The organism is Bradyrhizobium sp. SZCCHNPS1003 (assembly GCF_032381555.1).
Classification (GTDB): Bacteria; Pseudomonadota; Alphaproteobacteria; order Rhizobiales; family Xanthobacteraceae; genus Bradyrhizobium.
Window position 1 is genome coordinate 151,443 of the sequence record NZ_JAUHIU010000011.1, and the last position, 17,571, is coordinate 169,013.

Consider the following 17,571-nt stretch of genomic DNA (forward strand, 5'->3'; position numbering starts at 1 on the left):
TCGGGAGCTTCAATCGAAAGCGGCACGACGAGACATGACAGTACAAGTGCCCCTTCGTTTTTCGGAGTTCATGTCACAGGGGCCATGATGAAGCGCGTTCGGAAGATGAGTACGGGGCGTCAGGCCCGACCGGCCAAGCCGGCTGCGCCCAGGCCCGCCGGCGCGTCCAGAGCGCCCGCTGAAAAGGCGTCCTCCAGGACGACATCCGTCAGGATGCCGTCGTCCGCAGCACAAACGCCGAAGACACAACCGCCGAAGACACAACCGCCGAAGACACAACCGCCGAAGACACAACCGCCGAAGACACAACCGCCGAAGACACAAACGCCGAAGACCAAGGCCGCGAAGGCGGCGCCGGCCAAGGCGCGACCGCTCAAGAAGCACGTTCCTCAGGTCACGGCGATGGCGGGGAGCCGGCGAAGCGCGGCCAAGTCCGGAGTGAGGAAGCCCGAAACCGCGAAGTCAGTGCCCAGGGCTGGTGCCGGATCACCAGGGGTCGTCGAAGCCGCGCTGGCGGTGTTCGCCCATGAGGTGCGCACGCCGCTGACAGGCATTCTCGCCATCAGCGACCTGCTTGCCACCTCCGAGCTCGGCGAGCGCGAGCGGCGCTGGGTCGATACGATCAAGGCCGGCGCGGAGCATCTGTCGAGCCTCGCCACCCTGTTCGTCGATGCCGCCAAGGACGAGACCGCCGGCGCGCTGCTGCGTGAGGATCTGTTCGATCTGCGCGTGCTGGCGCGGGCCGCCGGAGACTCGCTGTCGGGCCGCGCCGCCGCCAAGGGGCTGGATGTCAAGGTCCACGTCTCCGACGACTTGCCGGGACTCGTGTTCGGCGATCCCGTGCGGCTGCGCGCTGCGCTGGAGAACCTGATCGACAATGCGGTGAAGTTCACCGAGCAGGGCGGCGTCGCGCTGGAGGTCGTTCCCGCACGTCGCGGTGGTCGCGGCAAGCCGAGCACGGGCGCAGGCCGAGGCGCGAACAGGGGCCGCGCCGCGATCGCCTTCCACGTCTCGGATTCGGGCATCGGCCTGACCCTGAAGGAGATCAAGCGGCTGTTCCGCCCGTTCAGCCAAGCCAATGTCTCGATCGCCTCGCGCTTCGGCGGCGCCGGCCTCGGCCTGTCCTCGGTCCGGCAGCTGGCGCGCGCGATGGGGGGCGACGTCGCCGTGGCGCCGCATGAAGGCGGCGGCACGACCTTCACGCTGACCGTGACGCTGACCGTTGCGGCCGCGCCGCACACCGCGGCGGGCGGATCGGAGAATGGCGTGACCCTGGCGCCGACAAGGCCGTTGCGCATCCTCGGGGTCGAGGACAATCCGTTCGGCCGCGTGGTGCTCAACACCATCCTCAACGAGCTCGGCCACCAGGCCGAGTTCATCGGCCGTGGCGAGGCGGCGCCGGAGCGGATCGCGGCCGGCAATTACGATGCGGTGCTGATGGACATGGTGCTGCCCGGCATCAACGGCGTCGAGGCGATTGCTCGCATTCGCAAGCTGGACGCGCCCCAAGGGACTATCCCGATCATCGGCGTGTCCGGACGCGGCGAGGACGAGGCGGCCTCGCGCGCTGCCGGCGCGGACGCGTTCCTGCTCAAGCCCGTTTCGCCGCGGGCTCTAGCGACTGCGCTTCTTGGAGCGATACGCCGCGCGGCAGCCGCGACTTGATGATCGAGGCGTTCAACTCGCCGCCATACACGAAAATCGCGGCGATGAAATACAGGAACACCAGCGCGATGATCACCGACGCGAGCCCCGCATACATCGTGACGTAGTTGTTGGCGAAGCGCGCCAGATACTGGCCGAACACGATGCCCGACACCAGCGAGGCGACGAAGGTGAAGACGATGCCGGGCACGATCTGCATGAAGCTGCGCCGGCCCGCCGGCAGCCAGGCGTGCAGGATGAACAGCGCGACGATCAGCGCGCTGATGGTGATGCCGTAGCGCGACAGGTTGACGAAGCGCTCGTTGGCTTCGACCGCCAGCGGCAAATAGCGCCGGGCTGTGGCCAGCATCAGCGGGCCGAGCACGATCAGGAACGACATCGCCAGCGCCGTGAACGCGGCGACCAGAGTATAGCCGATTGATTCCAGCCGCAGCCAGTACCAGCGGCGCTGCTCGATCACGCCATAGGCGCGGTTGAGCGCGACCCGCAGCGCCTCGACGCCATTCGAGGCGAAGTAGACCGCGAGCACGGCGCCGATGGTCAGCGCATCGGTCCGGGTCGTGGTCAGCACGTCGTGGATCTCGCCGGTCAGCGCATCCGCGACCTGCGCCGGCCAGGTCTCGAGCATCAGGGTGGCGGCCTGGTCGGCCAGGTCCTTGGAGCCGAGAAAGCCGGCGAGCGAGGTCAGGACGATCAGGAACGGAAACAGCGCCATCAGCGTCGACAGCGCGATATGGCTGGCGATCGCCCAGCCGTCGTCGGCGAGGAAGGTGTAGAACGCGTCCATGACGACGTGGAAGATGTAGCGAAGCGCCTTCACCTGTCCCTGCACTCCGCAAAAGAAACTTGGTTTGTACAATCCGATATTACGGGTCCAAAAGCCAGAAGTTGCAGCGCCGGCCGCGCGGATCCGCCATGGCGCTCTTGCGTCTGCGGTGTTATCTAGCCCCGATGGCTTCACTTCTCGGTAAATTCATCCTTCCCATCGCCGTCGGCGCGGTCGCCCTTGTGCTGTTTCTCGGCCTCGTCAACATGACGCGCGGCGGCTCGCCGAACCTGTCGCAGAAGCTGATGCGCTGGCGGGTGATCCTGCAGTTCGTCGCGGTCGTCATTGCCATGGCGGCGATCTGGGCGATGGGGCGCTGAGACCGAGACGCCGAGGCGTCGAGAAACGGACGTTGAGAAGCAGCATGGTGGTCCTGAATCGCATCTACACGCGGACCGGTGACGACGGCACGACCGCGCTCGGCAATGGCGAGCGCCGTCCCAAGTACGATCTGCGCGTCTCCGCCTATGGAACCGTCGACGAGACCAACGCTGCGATCGGCGTGGTCCGGCTGCATCTGGCCGATGCGCCCGAGATCGATGCGATGCTCGGCCTGATCCAGAACGATCTGTTCGACCTCGGCGCCGATCTGGCCGTGCCGCAGCGCGAGGGCAAGGCGGAGCGGCTGCGCGTCGTCGCCAGCCAGGTCGACCGCCTGGAGCGTGACATCGATACGCTGAACGAACGGCTCTCGCCGCTGACGTCGTTCGTGCTGCCCGGGGGAACCGCGGCGGCGGCGCATCTGCATGTGGCGCGTACCATTTGCCGCAGGGCGGAACGGATCATGACGGAGCTCGCCGGCAAGCCCGACGAGCCGGTCAGCGAGGCCGCCATTCGTTATATGAACCGGTTGTCGGATTTCCTGTTCGTGGCGAGCCGGGCCGCGAACCGGAACGGCGCCGGCGACGTGTTGTGGGTGCCCGGGCAAAACCGTTAACCCGGCGGCGTGCGGGCCTGCGTTTTTTCGCCCGTCGCGCGTTGACCGGGGGGGATGGGGGCTTTAGGTTCCGCGCCCGAAAGGTCAACCCCGGACAATTTAGAGCGAAAGAGGATCGATGAAGGTTCTGGTGCCGGTCAAGCGGGTGGTCGATTACAACGTCAAGGTCCGCGTCAAGAGCGACGGATCGGGCGTTGAGCTCGCCAACGTCAAGATGTCGATGAATCCGTTCGACGAGATCGCCGTCGAGGAAGCGCTGCGGCTGAAGGAAGCCGGCAAGGCGACCGAGGTGGTGGTGGTCTCGATCGGCCCCGCGCAGGCCTCGGAGACGATCCGCACGGCGCTCGCGATGGGCGCGGACCGCGGCATCCTGGTCAAGGCCGAGGGCAACGTGGAACCGCTGGCGGTCGCCAAGATCCTCAAGGCCGTCGCCCAGGAGGAGCAGCCGGGCCTGATCATCCTCGGCAAGCAGGCGATCGACGACGACTCGAACCAGACCGGCCAGATGCTGGCGGCGCTGCTCGGCTGGGCGCAGGCGACCTTCGCCTCCAAGCTCGAGGTCGACGGCTCCGACTTCAAGGTCACCCGCGAGGTCGATGGCGGCCTGCAGACCGTGAAGCTGAAGGGGCCGGCGATCGTCACCACCGACCTGCGCCTCAACGAGCCGCGCTATGCGTCGCTGCCGAACATCATGAAGGCGAAGAAGAAGCCGATCGCCGAGAAGACCGCCGCCGACACCGGCGTCGATCTCACGCCGCGGCTCGAGGTGCTCAAGACCACCGAGCCGGCGGGCCGCAAGGCCGGCGTCAAGGTCAAGGACGTCGCCGAGCTCGTCAACAAACTCAAGACCGAGGCGGGGGTGCTCTGATGGCCACGCTGCTGATTGCCGAACACGACAATGCCGGGATCAAGGACGCGACCAACAAGGCGCTGACGGCGGCCACTGCCCTCGGCGCCGATGTCGACGTGCTGGTCGCGGGCCAGGGCGCCAAGGGCGCGGCGGATGCCGCCGCCAAGCTCGCCGGCGTCAAGAAGGTGCTGCTGGCCGACGATGCGGCCTACGCGCACGATCTCGCCGAGCCGCTCGCCGACCTCGTCGTCAAGCTCGCCGCGAACTACGACGCGATCGTTGCGCCCGCGACCTCGCGCTTCAAGAACGTGATGCCGCGCATCGCCGCCCTGCTCGACGTGATGCAGGTGTCGGAGATCATCAAGGTCGTCGCGCCCGATACGTTCGAGCGGCCGATCTACGCCGGCAACGCGATCCAGACCGTGAAGTCGAAGGACGCCAAGAAGGTCATCACGGTGCGCACCTCGACCTTCGCCGCGGCAGGCGAGGGTGGCAGCGCGTCGGTCGAGACCGTCGCGGCGGCCGGCGATCCGGCGCTGTCGACCTTCGTCGGCGAGGAGGTCGCCAAGAGCGACCGTCCCGAGCTGACCTCGGCCAAGATCATCGTCTCCGGCGGCCGCGCGATGCAGAGCCGCGAGAACTTCGCCAAATACATCGAGCCGCTGGCTGACAAGCTCGGCGCCGGCGTCGGCGCCTCGCGTGCCGCGGTTGACGCAGGCTACGCGCCGAACGACTGGCAGGTCGGCCAGACCGGCAAGGTCGTGGCGCCGGAGCTCTATGTCGCAGTCGGCATTTCAGGCGCCATTCAGCATCTGGCCGGCATGAAGGACTCCAAGGTGATCGTCGCGATCAACAAGGACGAGGACGCGCCGATCTTCCAGGTCGCCGATTACGGCCTGGTGGCCGACCTGTACCAGGCGGTTCCCGAGCTGACCGAGGCGCTCGGCAAGCTCGGCAAATAACGCTGCTGGCACCGGCCGCATGGGACCGCGGCGGCCGGTGTTCTCACTTCCAAGGGCATGGACGGGCGCAGCAGGCGTGCCGTCCGGGTGGATGACAACATGGCTCAGATCAACAAGCTCGGTGTGATCGGCGCAGGACAGATGGGCAACGGCATCGCGCATGTCGCCGCGCTGGCCGGGCTCGACGTGGTGCTCAACGACGTCACTGCCGACCGGTTGAAGTCGGGCATGGCCACCATCAACGGCAACCTGACCCGTCAGGTGGCCAAGAAGGTCATCTCCGAGGAGGCCCGCAATCAGGCGCTCGGCCACATCTCGATCACCGAAACCCTCGACGGCCTGGCCGATTGCGATCTCGTCATCGAGACGGCGATCGAGAAGGAGGACGTCAAGCGCAAGATCTTCCACGATCTGTGCGCGGTGCTGAAGCCGGAGGCGATCATCGCCTCCAACACCTCGTCGATCTCGATCACCCGGCTCGCCGCCTGCACCGACCGCCCCGAGCGCTTCATCGGCATCCATTTCATGAATCCGGTTCCGCTGATGGAGCTGGTGGAGCTGATCCGCGGCATCGCCACCGACGACGCCACCTTCGAGGCGGCCAAGGAGTTCGTCGGGCGGCTCGGCAAGCAGGTCGCCGTCTCCGAGGATTTCCCGGCGTTCATCGTCAACCGCGTCCTGCTGCCGATGATCAACGAGGCGATCTACACGCTGTATGAGGGCGTCGGGAACGTCGAGGCGATCGATGCGGCGATGAAGCTCGGCGCGCATCACCCGATGGGCCCGCTGGAGCTTGCCGATTTCATCGGTCTCGATACCTGTCTGTCCATCATGCAGGTGCTGCACGAGGGGCTGGCGGATTCCAAATACCGGCCGTGTCCGCTGCTGGTGAAATATGTCGAGGCCGGCTGGCTCGGCCGCAAGACGCAGCGTGGCTTCTACGATTACCGCGGCCCCAAGCCGGTGCCGACCCGCTAATTTCCCGCCACCGCGGCTCCCTCGATACGCTTCGTTAAGCCTCCTCGGCTAGCGTGTGCCCCAGAGAGGTAAGCGCGTATGGATATGAGCTTGGTGGCTGCGGTCATGGCGCAGCAGACGGGTGCGATTCAGCAGCAGGTCGCGACGTCGGTGATGAAGCAGAACCTGAACGCCCAGAAGGATGCCGTCATGACGCTGCTCGGCGGCGCGCAGCAGACGCTGTCGCTCGCCAATGCCGGCCCCGGCGTCGGCGGCAATCTCAACATCGCGGCCTGATATCTCTGGTTACAGGCCCGCGGCCGCCTTCGATGTCGCCGCCTGGATCAGCTTGACCGCGTCGGCGCTGTCCCATTCGGCGGGACCCGCGATGGTCGCGATCTCGCAGCCATTCGAATCCACCAGCACCGAGGTCGGCATGCCCAGCGCGCGGCCGACCGCCTTCAGGTCCTGGAACACCTTGGCCTTCTGGTCGCTGAAATAGGCGAGCTGCGTCAGCTTGGCGTCGCTGAGGAACGCCTTCGGCTTCTCCGGATCGCGGGTGTCGATGTTGACGGCGACCACCTGGAAATCGTCGCCGCCGAGCCTGGCCTGCAGCCCGTCCAGCGCCGGCATCTCCTTGCGGCACGGCACGCACCATGTCGCCCAGAGGTTCAATAACACCGTCTTGCCGCGGAAATCCGACAGCTTCTTCGACGCGCCTGCGGCGTCCTCGAAGGCGAGATCCGGCAGCCGCAGCGGCACTGTTGCCGCCGTCAGCGCCGCCACCTCGCCCTTGATCAGCGGCGCGATCCGCTTGGCGGTGGCGACCGCCGCCTGGCACGCCTGGTCGCCCGACGGCCGTCCCTTCAGCAATCCGCCAAAGGCCACCGCGGCGATGCCAGCCGCGGCGACGACCGCGACGGCACTGGCCGCGAGCAGCGTCCGGCGCGAGCGGGCGGGGCGGGCAGGGGACGGGCCAGGCTTATCGTTTGTCATCTCGGGTCGGTTGCGGCTATCAGGAGCGCGAGTTTCGGGGCGGCGCCGGACGGTGTGTCCCATCCCATGGCGGTCAGCAAGGTCTAAGAAGCGGTTCAGGCATGAGCAACAAGATGTGGGGCGGACGGTTCTCGGAGCGTCCCGACGCGATCATGGAGGACATCAACGTCTCGATCGACGTCGATCGCCACCTCTACGCACAGGACATTGCCGCTTCCAAGGCGCATGCCGCCATGCTCGCCGCCCAGGGCATCATCACCGCGACTGATGCGAAAAATATCGGCAAGGGTCTAGACACGATTCTGTCAGAGATCACCAAGGGTTCGTTCCAGTTCAAGCGGGCGCTGGAAGACATTCACATGAATGTCGAGAGCCGGCTCAGCGAGCTGATCGGCCCGGCCGCGGGCCGCCTGCACACCGCGCGCTCGCGCAACGACCAGGTTGCAACCGACTTCCGCCTGTTCGTGCGCGACACCATCGACGACATCGACGCCGCGCTGGCCGCCTACCAGCATGCGCTCGCGACCCGCGCGCTCGATTACGCCGGCACGGTCATGCCCGGCTTCACCCATCTGCAGACCGCCCAGCCCGTCACCTTCGGCCACCACCTGCTGGCCTATGTCGAGATGGCCGGGCGCGACCGCGGCCGCTTCCTCGACGCCCGCAAGCGCCTCAATGAATCGCCGCTGGGGGCTGCCGCGCTCGCCGGCACCTCGTTCCCGATCGACCGCCACGCCACCGCCGAGGCGCTCGGCTTCGAGCGCCCGATGGCCAATTCGCTGGACGCGGTGTCCGACCGAGATTTCGTGCTGGAGACCTTGTCGGCGGCCTCGATCTGCGCCGTGCATCTGTCGCGCTTCGCCGAAGAGATCGTGATCTGGACCTCGCCGCTGGTCGGCCTGATCAAGCTGTCGGACAAGTTCACCACCGGCTCCTCGATCATGCCGCAGAAGCGCAATCCGGATGCCGCCGAGCTGGTCCGCGCCAAGACCGGCCGCGTCATCGGCGCGCTGAACGGGCTGCTCATCGTCATGAAGGGCCTGCCGCTCGCCTATCAGAAGGACATGCAGGAGGATAAGCAGGGCGCGATGGAGGCCTTCGCGGCGCTGTCGCTCGCCATCCGCGCCATGACCGGCATGGCGCTCGACCTCGTTCCGGACGAGGCCCGCATGAAGGCCGCGGCCGGCGAGGGCTATGCGACGGCGACCGACCTCGCCGACTGGCTGGTGCGCACGCTCAAGATGCCGTTCCGCGAGGCCCACCACGTCACCGGGCGGATCGTGGCCTTGGCCGCCAAGCAGGGCGTCGCCCTGCACGAGCTGCCGCTGACGGCGATGCAGGAGGTCGAGCCGAAGATTTCAGCCGACGTTCTCGGCGTGCTCTCCGTGGAGGCGTCCGTGAAGAGCCGCACCAGCTTCGGCGGCACCGCCCCGAAGAACGTGGCGTCCCAGGCCAAGAGCTGGCTGAAGCGGCTGGAAAAACAGCGAAAGTAGGGCTGCTGTCTGAAATTTGACCGGCGTGGCGTGGCTCTCCGGCACTCGCCACATCCGGTCAATCTCTGTATGGTGCCGCCCGCATGGGGATCTCACACGTGAATCGCAGTCGCCGTCCGCTGTCCGTAGCCCGCGCCCTCCTGGTCATGGGCGCCGCAGCCCTTCTGCTCGCCGCCTGCGGGCGCAAGGGCCCGTTGGACCTGCCGGCCAACTCCCCGCCGGCGCCGCAGATGTCGGCCGCTCCCGCCGACACCGCGACGGAAGCTGCGAACAAGCCCGGCCTGTTCAACTCCGGCTACGGCGCCGACGCCGCCCCCGCCGCCACCCGCGGCCAGAAGAAACCCTTCATCCTCGACCCGCTGCTCGACAGCAAATAGCGGCTGACGCGCCCGCGACGGGCACCACCCCTTCTCCGGGGGAGATCGCATCCGACCGACGCCTGCGCAGGCACCTAGGCCGCCACCGTCCTTCGAGACGCCCGCCTCCGGCGGGCTCCTCAGGACGAGGACTGAACTTGTGGCGCGACCTGGCCCCCGGCGAGATCTCCACCCTCATGGTGAGGAGCGCCGCGCGCGGCGCGTCTCGAACCATGAGGCCCGGACGGCGCGGCATCTGTGCCCCGGCGAGGACGGCAGCGTCAATTGACATTCCGGCTCATTTCCCGGCAATTCGCCGCCACAATCAACCTTCTCGCGGCCCCGTGCGCGGATCAGACCCATGAATCATTTCGACTACCGCGACGGCGTGCTGCACGCCGAGGCCGTCAATCTCACCTCACTCGCCGCCACCGTCGGCACGCCGTTTTACTGCTACTCCACCGCGACCCTGGAGCGGCACTACCGCGTGTTCGCTGAGGCCTTCACCGGCCAGGACGTGCTGATCTGCTACGCGATGAAGGCCAACTCCAACCAGTCGGTGCTGCGCACCCTGGCCAATCTCGGCGCCGGCGCCGACGTCGTCTCCGGCGGTGAATTGAAGCGCGCGCTGGCGGCCGGCATCCCCTCGCGCAAGATCGTGTTCTCCGGCGTCGGCAAGACCGAGGCCGAGCTGCGCGCCGCGCTCGCAGCCGACATCCACTGCCTCAACATCGAATCCGAGCCCGAGCTCGATCTGCTGGCGCGCCTCGCGGTCGAGACCGGCCACACCGCCCGCATCTCCGTGCGCGTCAACCCGGATGTCGACGCCGGCACCCACGCCAAAATCTCGACCGGCAAGTCGGAGAACAAGTTCGGCATTCCCCTGGATCACGCGCGCCGCGTCTACGCCCGCGCGGCGAAGATGGCGGGCATCAAGGTCACCGGCGTCGACGTCCATATCGGCAGCCAGATCACCGATCTCGGCCCCATGGAGACGGCGTTCCGCATCCTGACCGAGTTCGTGCAGACGCTGCGCGCCGACGGCCACGACATCTCCCATGTCGATTTCGGCGGCGGCCTCGGCATCCCCTATCACATGGACCGCGCGGTGCCGCCTGAGCCCGCCGCCTATGCCGCGATGGTCAAGCGCATCTCGCACAATCTCGGCTGCACCCTGATGTTCGAGCCGGGCCGCATGATCGTCGGCAATGCCGGCATCCTCGTCGCCCGGGTGATCTATGTGAAGCATGGCGAGGCCAAGAACTTCGTCATCATCGACGCCGCGATGAACGACCTGATCCGCCCGACGCTCTACGAGGCCCATCACGACATCCTGCCGGTGATGAAGCCGGCGCCGGGTGCGCCGTCGTTCGTGGCCGACGTCGTCGGCCCGGTCTGCGAGAGCGGCGACTACCTCGCGCTCGACCGCACGCTGCCCGAGCCCAAGCCGGGCGACCTCCTCGCCATCATGACATCAGGCGCCTACGGCGCCGTCCAGGCCTGCACCTACAACACCCGCGCTTTGGTGCCCGAGGTGCTGGTCAAGGGCGACCAGTCCGCGGTGATCAGGCCGCGCATCGAGGTCGAGCAGCTGATCGCCATGGACACGCCGGCGCCCTGGCTGTGAGGACGATCAATCGAACAGATCGGGCCTGATCTCGCGCGAGTGATGCATGATGGCGCGGATCACGACGCCGTCGCGATCTTCGGTGTAGAACACGATTATGCGCCTGGAACCGAAACCGCCGGTGCCCGGGCGCAATATCGTCCACACTCGCACCGATCCGCGGAAAATTCGCCAGCAGATCGAACGTCCGCTCAAGCCCGGCATGGTAGGCGTCGGCTTGGTACGTACCAAAAGTGCTGTTCGTATAATCGTAGATTTCAAGCAGATCAGCCTCGGCGCGGGCTGAGAGCTTGAACTCAGCCACGGCGAGCCGCCGCCCGCCGTTGTGCCTCGGCGCGAATATCGCTCATGGTCGAGCTGCTGATGCGCGCGCAATCGGTATGCTGCAGCACTTCGCGGTAGCGCGCGAGCTGCTCGTCGCGGCTCAAAGCCTGCCATTCGGCAAGCTCGGCTTCGCTCGGCGGCAGCGCGGAAGGCATTGCACGGGTGGTAGCGTCGGTCATATCCATAAAATAGCACGGGCCACCGGGAGATGCGAGGGGGGCCGGTCTGCCGCAGCGCGACAAGCGCACCCAGGACAGGGACATCCGGAACGCCCAGGACCTCGCGGCGACATTGGAGGATTGAGGATGAAGATCAGCAAGCTCAAGACATTCGACGCCGCTGAGCATCTCCGCACCCCGGCCGCCCGCGCGGAGTATCTCAACCTCGTGCTCGCCGACGGTGATCCCGCCGAGGTCCGCGACGCGCTCAATCTCGTCGCCCGCGCGCAGGGCATGAGCCAGGTTGCCAAGGCCGTCGGCGTGACGCGGGAAGGGCTCTACAAGACGCTCGGCGAGAACGGCAACCCGGAGTTTGCGACCGTCCTGCGGATCATCAATGCGATGGGAATCCGGTTGACGGCCGAGCCGGCCCGCGCCAAGCCGAAGACGAAAGCCGCGGCGTCGCGGTGATCATCCGCGTCGCCATCATCTCGGACGTCGTTCGAGACACGCGACGATCTCACCGATGACGGCCTGTAGCAGTCGATGGCTCGACAGGGCATCCTGAGGCGCGCTCTGAGCCGGGCTACGCCACCAATACGCTTCCCAGTCCTGGTCGCTCATCTCCATCGTCGAAATGTCCCGAAGCTCGGCCAGCAGTGGTTCAAGCTCGTCGTCCCCAAAGAACTCGATCAGGAAGACGCCCAGCTCATCTTCCGATGCGAAGACTTTCGACACCCCCTGAAAAAGCCCGCCGGCCATTCGATCGAAGAGCGGATATCGGCTTGGATCGATGGTGCTCATTGTTGTTCTTCACCCCTTGCGGGCAGGACCCGGGATACCGCATATGGCCCCGCCAGCCGGTTACCTCACTCAACCCGTTCCGTCACTCTACCAGCAGGACCCCACCCATGAGCATTCGCGTCGGCATCGTCGGGATCAGCGGTTTTGGCGGCGGCGAGGCGATGCGTCTGGTCGCGGGGCATCCGGCGTTCGAGCTGGTCTACGCCGCGGGCGAGGGCAGCGCCGGCAGCCGGCTGGTGGATCGCTTTCCCGGCGTGCCGGCCGAGCTAGCCGATCTCGTGATCGAGAAGTGGGACCCCGCGCGCCTGCCGAAGCTCGACGTGCTGTTCGCTTCGCTCCCCACCGGCGCCTCGAGGGATGCGCTGGCGCGCGTGCCGGCGGACGTGAAGATCGTCGACATCGGCGGCGACCACCGCTACGTCGACGGCTGGACCTACGGCCTCGCCGACGTCTGGCCCAAGGAGATCGCAGGCAAGACCCGCATCGCCAATCCCGGCTGCTTCCCCGCAGCAGTGCTGACCGCGCTGGCGCCGCTGCTCGCCGACAAACTGATCGCGCCCGACAACATCGTGATCGATGCCAAGACCGGCATCTCCGGCGCCGGCCGTGGCGGCGACAGCAAGTTCGGCTACGCCGAGAGCAACGAGAACCTGATCCCCTACGGCCTGCTCAAGCACGTCCACATGCCCGAGATCGAAAGCACGATCGCGCGTCTCAGCGGCGGCAGCGCGGCCGGGCTGGTGTTCACGCCGCATCTGGTGCCGATGACCCGCGGCATCCTCGCCACCATCTACGCCCGCGGCCGCGCCACGTCAGCGCAGTGCCTGGACGCCGCCCGCCGCTTCTACGCGGGCCGCGCCTTCGTCCGCGTCACCGACAAGCCCCCGCAGACCAAATGGGCCACCGGCTCCAACCTCGCCTTCGTCAGCTATGCCGCCGACCCCGAGCGCAACCTGGTGATCGCGCTGGGCGTGGTCGACAATCTCGGCAAGGGCGCCGCGGGGCAGGCGGTGCAGAACGCGAATCTGATGTGCGGGCTGCCGGAGACTGCGGGGCTGGACGGGGCGCCGGTTTGGCCGTGAGTTTCTATGGCGGCGGTCCGGCCGCGGATCGGGGTCGAGACATCATTTTTCAAGTGATGCGCGGGAGTCCGGGCTGTCAGCAGGCTATCGCCGTTGGACTACGGCGATGGTGCCCGTGGTAACGGCCCACGCGGTGAGATGGATTGGTGAGGCCAAGGCCTCTCGAAGACCGGTCCCTCGAACCTCGTCCGGCCGTCACATGACATCACGACGAAGCGGAAGCGGCCGTACATCGGAAAGTTCCTGTCGCAGCCCCGGGCGCATTGGGCCGAACAGGACATGCCGCTCCACGGCTTCGGTCGCAGACCGGGTTCGTCGATCCTCACGCATGTACCGGGTGGTTGGTCGCACGACGCCACGAGCTTGAGCGAGTCGCGATCGAGATCCTGAGCGCGCTCGAAGGTGCCGTCGGCGCGCTGCTCCTCGACGATCAATTCGGAAGCGAGCTCGACCGTCCCATGGGCGCGAAGTTCGAGTTCGCCGAACGTCGGCCCGTTGCGAATTTCGACGGCGGCGCCACCTCCGGCGTCTGCCGCGGGCGCGCGGGCGGGCCAGGCGAGCAGCATGGCGCAGGCCAGCAGGCCGATCAGAGCGCGCATCGGCGCCGCGATCATCTTCCGCCAAAGCGCCGAATGCGCGATCGACATGTGCATAACGATGATGCTCCCGGCTCGCCTGGTCGTGCGTATCAGCTACGATGCCAGTGCGCCTAATAGAAGGCCAGCGCGGGGGACTCAGGACTTAGGTGCACTGGCCGAGGCGAGGGGCATAGAGCATAAGTTCAGTGCACAGTCACTGTAATCCTGACGGCGAGCCAAGCCGAAGACGAAAGCCGCAGCGGAGCGGTGACAATGATGAACCGCATCGCAAATCCCCTGCCGGACGGAATGGCGGATTGACCAGCCGCAAGGTAGCGCTAGTCCGGAGTTTTGTGCAGCGTTACCGTAATCCTCTCGATTCGCACCGGAATTCTTGTTGACGGGCTTGCGGTTAAGTTCTCGTTATGTTCTTGTGAAGTCAAGCTGCGGATTTCCGGATAAGTTCGATCGCGGCAGGTTCAGCAACCCTACAGCGCGGCATGGAAAACCAGACAAAAATCGGAACGGGCGCTGCAGCCTGCATCACGCTGTTAGCTCTGCTCGAACCCCACCTCTACGAGCCGTATTCTCCTCTGATCTTTGTCATATACGGCTTGCTGGGATTGATTGTTGTTTGGGGTCTGTTGCCAGTCATCCGCAATTCGCACCTAGGGAGATTAGACCGTATGTGGCCGCAATATTTAATGGTTGCAGGTGGCGGTCTCTTCTTTGTCGGACTCGTGGCCTTTCTCCAAATGAATGTGTCACCGTCGAAGCATGCAGCGGATGCTCCTCGTTCGCAGCCCGCAGAAGAAAAGGCTTCATCCGCCCCGAACAATTCTGCGCGGAACGAGGGAGCGTCCCGCGAGTCTAGTCCAGTACCAGGGCAAAATGTCGGCATACTAAAGCCCCCAATAGAGCTTATCTACTCGGCCAAAGAAAGTGGTCCGATCCCACTTATACAAATTGGAAGTTCAGGCGTCGTATTAGGTCCGCCCGAGTCGGCTGCGCCGTATAACGAGCTTCAAACTAATGAATACCTGCAAGTGCTGATGCCCGCGCTGGAGGCAACGGACTTTCGAATCGAGACAATCGGAGGCGAGCTTAAGGTTTCAACTCAGATCGCTGACGAGAATGGGCGCCTAATCGCAGCAATCGAGCGGAATGAGTGGAAAGTAGCCTCAGCTCCGCAGAGTTGGGATAGAAATTACAATGAAAGCGCCTTGGAGGTTAAGGACGATAGGGGCCACGTTGTGCTTCAAATCCGTCTCCTTCCGGATCGCCTTCAACTGCAAGGCGTTTGGCCTACAGGATCGCAAGGAAGAGCCGCGGGTCTCGCGCGTGTTGTGCTAAGAAAGGACCCTGATGGTTCCGGTGCTCAATTTACGTTCCTACCTTCAAACCCAAAAGCGGATATGGTCTGGCCTAAAATTGAACCGATCTTTAAGTATCCTAGTGAGTTACATCTGGGAGAGTTAGATCTCCCTCGTCGCACCGCGCTGGAGAAATTTCAGGTACACATGTCGGATGTTGCTGGAGTTGGTCGCGCAACGTCGGACATAACGATGCGTCTTCCCGACGGTTCGAACTACCCCGTGAAAGTTGCGATCTATCGGAGCTGGATGAGCAAGAAGACTTTTGTAGCGCTGTATGTACCAGGAGAAGCTCCTGCGCTGAAAGCAATTTCGAGGTTCAGCAATGACTATAAGGACATCCTCAACTTCTTTAACACGCGATTTCATGCCGTGGGACACGTCGGCAAGCGTTCGATTGATCAAAGCGAGTTGACTTTCTCTGGCGCTCTTTACGTATTCCATCAATCTCCGATATCGACCGTAGAGCGCAGCACGCTTCTGAATGAGTACCGAGCGAAAGGTTTGAGTCTTACCTTGTTAGGAGGAGATGGCGAGCAGAAGTGACCGAGGTTCTGTGCGGCAGCCCGAAGCCGCGCTAACTAGCTAGACATGCGTCGTTTCGCTGCGTCGTGTGGGCAATCGCGGCCTTTATGGCGGATTACGGTGACGGTGCAGTCCAGTCCAGTGCATTAATGAATGCCGAGCCACGGACGCAGAACTTAAGTACACCGTCACCGTGGTCATGTCGCCTGATTTGCTTCCGCTTTCGAGCACAACCGGAGATGGCCGGCACGATCTGCTCGTCAACGATCCGACGCTGTCCTGCGATCTCTGGTCAGGCAAGTGAAGAAGCGGTAGCGTGACGGTCTGTTCAGAACGTTCTTTGCCTGCTTAGATGGCGCTTGTTGACGCGATACGTGATCTTCTTCCCCCTCTCTCTCCATTCGGAGAGGCGGCGGTGAATGCCTATGCTGCCCTTCCGGGCATCGAGAGGTGGATGCCGCCTGCCGGCTTCCAACCGATCGAAGCGCTAAGGCTCGTGCAAATGGGCTGGCCATTGGCGATCCTCGGCGAGAATGATGGTTTAAAGCGCATCCTCCGAAAATCGAACAGTGGTAAAATCGACGCCTCCGATTGGAGTGTTATCCATGCAGGAGCGTTGTTGAAGAAACTCGGAGCTCACGTCGAGTTTCCAAAAGAAGGCGAGGCTCGGACGCCGGATATTAGGGCCTACTGGAGCGGTGTTCCTGTCGATGCCGAAGTCAAGACGGCGATGGTCAAGGAGCGACAGACCGAACTGCGGCACATCATGGAAACGTTGACGCAGGTTATTGGAACACGGAGTGCTCCCTGGCACCCCCTCATTCATCTCGGAGAAGTACCCTTCGCCGATGTCCAATCAGAAGTCATCGACAGCGTGCTCCAGCTCAACGCCGGAAATCGAGCGGGCGTTCCGCGGGCGTGGGACGTCTATGCAGTTCCAATCGACCAAGAAGAGGCCCTTGTTGATCCCGAACGTCTGCGAACCCTTCGGCCAGCATGGTGGGAGGATGATGGGCCAGGCTTGGTCAGCACCGGACTATCCTTCTCCGCAAATCCTCGAGACGTTCGCCGCATCTTAATCGCCGGCAAACTTCAATTCGTCTCATACCTCAATCAAGTTCGGGACAAAGCGGAGCGCCCACAAGGTAACCCTAACCACTCGTTCCTTGTCGTGCTCGATCAGGGATCTGGAGAGGCAATGCCGATGCGCCATCACCGATGGCAATCCGAACTTGCACCGTGGTTATCCCTTTGGCCGCCCGTGTCCGGGGTCCTGTGCTTCGACCAACGGCCCTATGCCTTTGGTAGGTTCTGTTGGAAGTTGTCCTTCCACCCAAATCCACACGCAGATCGGCCTCTGCCCGCTGCGCTTTTGTCGTTGTCGCCGCACGATTCGGAAATTTGTGTCCGTCCTTTTGCATGAGTGGGATTTTTTTTAGATAGTAACGCCTCCGGATCGGCGTTTTCCTTTGCGATCGACAACCAGCCCTGCACCGCTTGGCGCGCCGAAAAGCTAGGTTCACGAACACTTTCAACGCGCCTCCCCCTGTCCCGCCCTCGCGCGCAAATATTCCTATTGCGCTTTATCCGAAATCGTGCTCTACTCCGCGCATCCCGTCCCGCTGAGGGGGCGCTTCGCGATCGTCACGGACGTCGGGTGCGGGATGCGGTGGGCGCATTGGGACGCAGCGTGGGCTTGCTCGCGCGGACGAACGATCCCGGTGCGACGGTGAAGTCGCGTGGTTCTGGCATCGCGGTGCTGATGCCAAGTTGGCGGTGACGAATCGCCGGCGACGGGGGCAAGACAGCCGTTCCCCGGGAAGATCGCGTATAAATCGTAACACCATCGCGCAGGGAAGGCCGGGTGATCTCGGCTGAGCCTGTGGTTCTGCCGCGTGCTTTTTGTTGCACGCGGACCATGGGCGCCGGCCGGCGCCCGGTCTTCCCTGCGCCCTCGCTTTCCGAGGGTGACGCCTTCTTGAAAAGCTCGGGCGACAACGCGCCGCGAGAACGGATCTCCATGCGACGTGCAAGCTGCAGATGCGGTCGCTACGTCAG

The 17,571-nt window shown here is 64.6% G+C and carries 21 protein-coding genes and 1 pseudogene; 14 read left to right on the plus strand and 8 right to left on the minus strand.

What is annotated here, in order from left to right:
* Positions 1 to 119: 119 nt before the first annotated feature.
* On the minus strand, positions 120 to 377 hold the full coding sequence (locus tag QX126_RS19605; protein WP_315783040.1) for a hypothetical protein: 258 nt from the start codon (positions 375 to 377) through the stop codon (positions 120 to 122).
* Positions 378 to 510: 133 nt separating this feature from the next.
* Between QX126_RS19605 and QX126_RS19610 the strand changes: the two genes are divergently transcribed.
* On the plus strand, positions 511 to 1,665 hold the full coding sequence (locus tag QX126_RS19610) for an ATP-binding protein (protein ID WP_409998898.1): 1,155 nt from the start codon (positions 511 to 513) through the stop codon (positions 1,663 to 1,665).
* On the opposite strand, the gene QX126_RS19615 is transcribed toward QX126_RS19610, so the two are convergent.
* Positions 1,592 to 2,485, minus strand: a complete 894-nt coding sequence (locus tag QX126_RS19615) for a YihY/virulence factor BrkB family protein (RefSeq protein WP_315736201.1) — start codon at positions 2,483 to 2,485, stop codon at positions 1,592 to 1,594. The genes QX126_RS19610 and QX126_RS19615 overlap by 74 nt on opposite strands.
* 131 nt (positions 2,486 to 2,616) lie before the next feature.
* Here QX126_RS19615 and QX126_RS19620 point away from each other — a divergent pair, with 131 nt between their 5' ends.
* From QX126_RS19620 to QX126_RS19645, 6 genes are all read left to right on the plus strand, one after another.
* Positions 2,617 to 2,811: a twin transmembrane helix small protein gene (locus tag QX126_RS19620; protein ID WP_015664263.1), complete on the plus strand. Its 195-nt coding sequence runs from the start codon at positions 2,617 to 2,619 to the stop codon at positions 2,809 to 2,811.
* Between the two features lie 44 nt (positions 2,812 to 2,855).
* A complete protein-coding gene (locus QX126_RS19625) occupies positions 2,856 to 3,428 on the plus strand; it encodes a cob(I)yrinic acid a,c-diamide adenosyltransferase (RefSeq protein WP_315736202.1) in 573 nt (190 codons plus the stop codon).
* A gap of 118 nt (positions 3,429 to 3,546) precedes the next feature.
* Positions 3,547 to 4,296, plus strand: coding sequence for an electron transfer flavoprotein subunit beta/FixA family protein (locus QX126_RS19630; RefSeq protein WP_315777790.1), 750 nt, complete (start codon positions 3,547 to 3,549; stop codon positions 4,294 to 4,296).
* Positions 4,296 to 5,240: an electron transfer flavoprotein subunit alpha/FixB family protein gene (locus QX126_RS19635; protein WP_315736204.1), complete on the plus strand. Its 945-nt coding sequence runs from the start codon at positions 4,296 to 4,298 to the stop codon at positions 5,238 to 5,240. Before QX126_RS19630 ends, QX126_RS19635 begins: the two co-directional genes overlap by 1 nt.
* A 99-nt stretch (positions 5,241 to 5,339) precedes the next feature.
* Positions 5,340 to 6,218 carry a 3-hydroxybutyryl-CoA dehydrogenase gene (locus tag QX126_RS19640; RefSeq protein WP_315736205.1) on the plus strand — a complete coding sequence of 293 codons (879 nt, stop codon included), beginning with the start codon at positions 5,340 to 5,342 and terminating at the stop codon, positions 6,216 to 6,218.
* 78 nt (positions 6,219 to 6,296) lie between these two features.
* A complete protein-coding gene (locus tag QX126_RS19645) occupies positions 6,297 to 6,494 on the plus strand; it encodes a putative motility protein (RefSeq protein WP_315736206.1) in 198 nt (65 codons plus the stop codon).
* A 9-nt stretch (positions 6,495 to 6,503) separates the two neighbouring features.
* Here the strand turns inward: QX126_RS19645 and tlpA are convergent, their stop codons facing one another.
* Positions 6,504 to 7,193: a thiol:disulfide interchange protein TlpA gene (tlpA, locus tag QX126_RS19650; RefSeq protein WP_315783044.1), complete on the minus strand. Its 690-nt coding sequence runs from the start codon at positions 7,191 to 7,193 to the stop codon at positions 6,504 to 6,506.
* 101 nt (positions 7,194 to 7,294) lie between these two features.
* Here tlpA and argH point away from each other — a divergent pair, with 101 nt between their 5' ends.
* The 3 genes from argH (at position 7,295) to lysA (ending at position 10,669) form a co-directional block, all read left to right on the plus strand.
* Positions 7,295 to 8,686 (plus strand): argininosuccinate lyase, encoded by a 1,392-nt coding sequence (gene argH / locus QX126_RS19655; RefSeq protein ID WP_315783046.1) that lies wholly within the window; start codon positions 7,295 to 7,297, stop codon positions 8,684 to 8,686.
* Between the two features lie 83 nt (positions 8,687 to 8,769).
* Positions 8,770 to 9,063: an LPS translocon maturation chaperone LptM gene (gene lptM, locus QX126_RS19660; RefSeq protein WP_315777787.1), complete on the plus strand. Its 294-nt coding sequence runs from the start codon at positions 8,770 to 8,772 to the stop codon at positions 9,061 to 9,063.
* 340 nt (positions 9,064 to 9,403) lie between these two features.
* Positions 9,404 to 10,669, plus strand: a complete 1,266-nt coding sequence (gene lysA / locus QX126_RS19665) for a diaminopimelate decarboxylase (protein ID WP_315783048.1) — start codon at positions 9,404 to 9,406, stop codon at positions 10,667 to 10,669.
* A gap of 6 nt (positions 10,670 to 10,675) precedes the next feature.
* Here the strand turns inward: lysA and QX126_RS19670 are convergent, their stop codons facing one another.
* The 3 genes and pseudogenes from QX126_RS19670 to QX126_RS19680 all read right to left on the minus strand — a co-directional run bounded on the left by QX126_RS19670 (position 10,676) and on the right by QX126_RS19680 (position 11,178).
* Positions 10,676 to 10,816: a hypothetical protein gene (locus QX126_RS19670; protein ID WP_315783206.1), complete on the minus strand. Its 141-nt coding sequence runs from the start codon at positions 10,814 to 10,816 to the stop codon at positions 10,676 to 10,678.
* A 4-nt stretch (positions 10,817 to 10,820) separates the two neighbouring features.
* Positions 10,821 to 10,973 (minus strand): annotated as a pseudogene (locus tag QX126_RS19675) (type II toxin-antitoxin system RelE/ParE family toxin); the annotation flags it as partial.
* Entirely contained in the window at positions 10,966 to 11,178 is a 213-nt protein-coding gene (locus QX126_RS19680) for a hypothetical protein (protein ID WP_315736212.1), read from the minus strand. The gene QX126_RS19680 and the pseudogene QX126_RS19675, both read right to left, overlap by 8 nt.
* Positions 11,179 to 11,298: 120 nt before the next feature.
* On the opposite strand from QX126_RS19680, the gene QX126_RS19685 reads away from it, so the two are divergent.
* The gene (locus tag QX126_RS19685; protein ID WP_315783050.1) at positions 11,299 to 11,622 is read left to right on the plus strand and encodes an addiction module antidote protein; all 324 of its coding nucleotides are present in this window, start codon (positions 11,299 to 11,301) and stop codon (positions 11,620 to 11,622) included.
* Between the two features lie 15 nt (positions 11,623 to 11,637).
* On the opposite strand, the gene QX126_RS19690 is transcribed toward QX126_RS19685, so the two are convergent.
* Positions 11,638 to 11,955, minus strand: coding sequence for a hypothetical protein (locus QX126_RS19690; protein ID WP_315736214.1), 318 nt, complete (start codon positions 11,953 to 11,955; stop codon positions 11,638 to 11,640).
* 107 nt (positions 11,956 to 12,062) lie between these two features.
* Here QX126_RS19690 and argC point away from each other — a divergent pair, with 107 nt between their 5' ends.
* Positions 12,063 to 13,037, plus strand: a complete 975-nt coding sequence (gene argC, locus QX126_RS19695; RefSeq protein WP_315783052.1) for an N-acetyl-gamma-glutamyl-phosphate reductase — start codon at positions 12,063 to 12,065, stop codon at positions 13,035 to 13,037.
* A 98-nt stretch (positions 13,038 to 13,135) separates the two neighbouring features.
* On the opposite strand, the gene QX126_RS19700 is transcribed toward argC, so the two are convergent.
* Positions 13,136 to 13,684: a hypothetical protein gene (locus tag QX126_RS19700; protein ID WP_315783055.1), complete on the minus strand. Its 549-nt coding sequence runs from the start codon at positions 13,682 to 13,684 to the stop codon at positions 13,136 to 13,138.
* A gap of 431 nt (positions 13,685 to 14,115) precedes the next feature.
* Here QX126_RS19700 and QX126_RS19705 point away from each other — a divergent pair, with 431 nt between their 5' ends.
* Positions 14,116 to 15,534: a hypothetical protein gene (locus QX126_RS19705; protein WP_315783057.1), complete on the plus strand. Its 1,419-nt coding sequence runs from the start codon at positions 14,116 to 14,118 to the stop codon at positions 15,532 to 15,534.
* Positions 15,535 to 15,928: 394 nt separating this feature from the next.
* A complete protein-coding gene (locus QX126_RS19710) occupies positions 15,929 to 16,936 on the plus strand; it encodes a hypothetical protein (RefSeq protein WP_315783058.1) in 1,008 nt (335 codons plus the stop codon).
* The last annotated feature ends 635 nt before the right edge of the window (positions 16,937 to 17,571 follow it).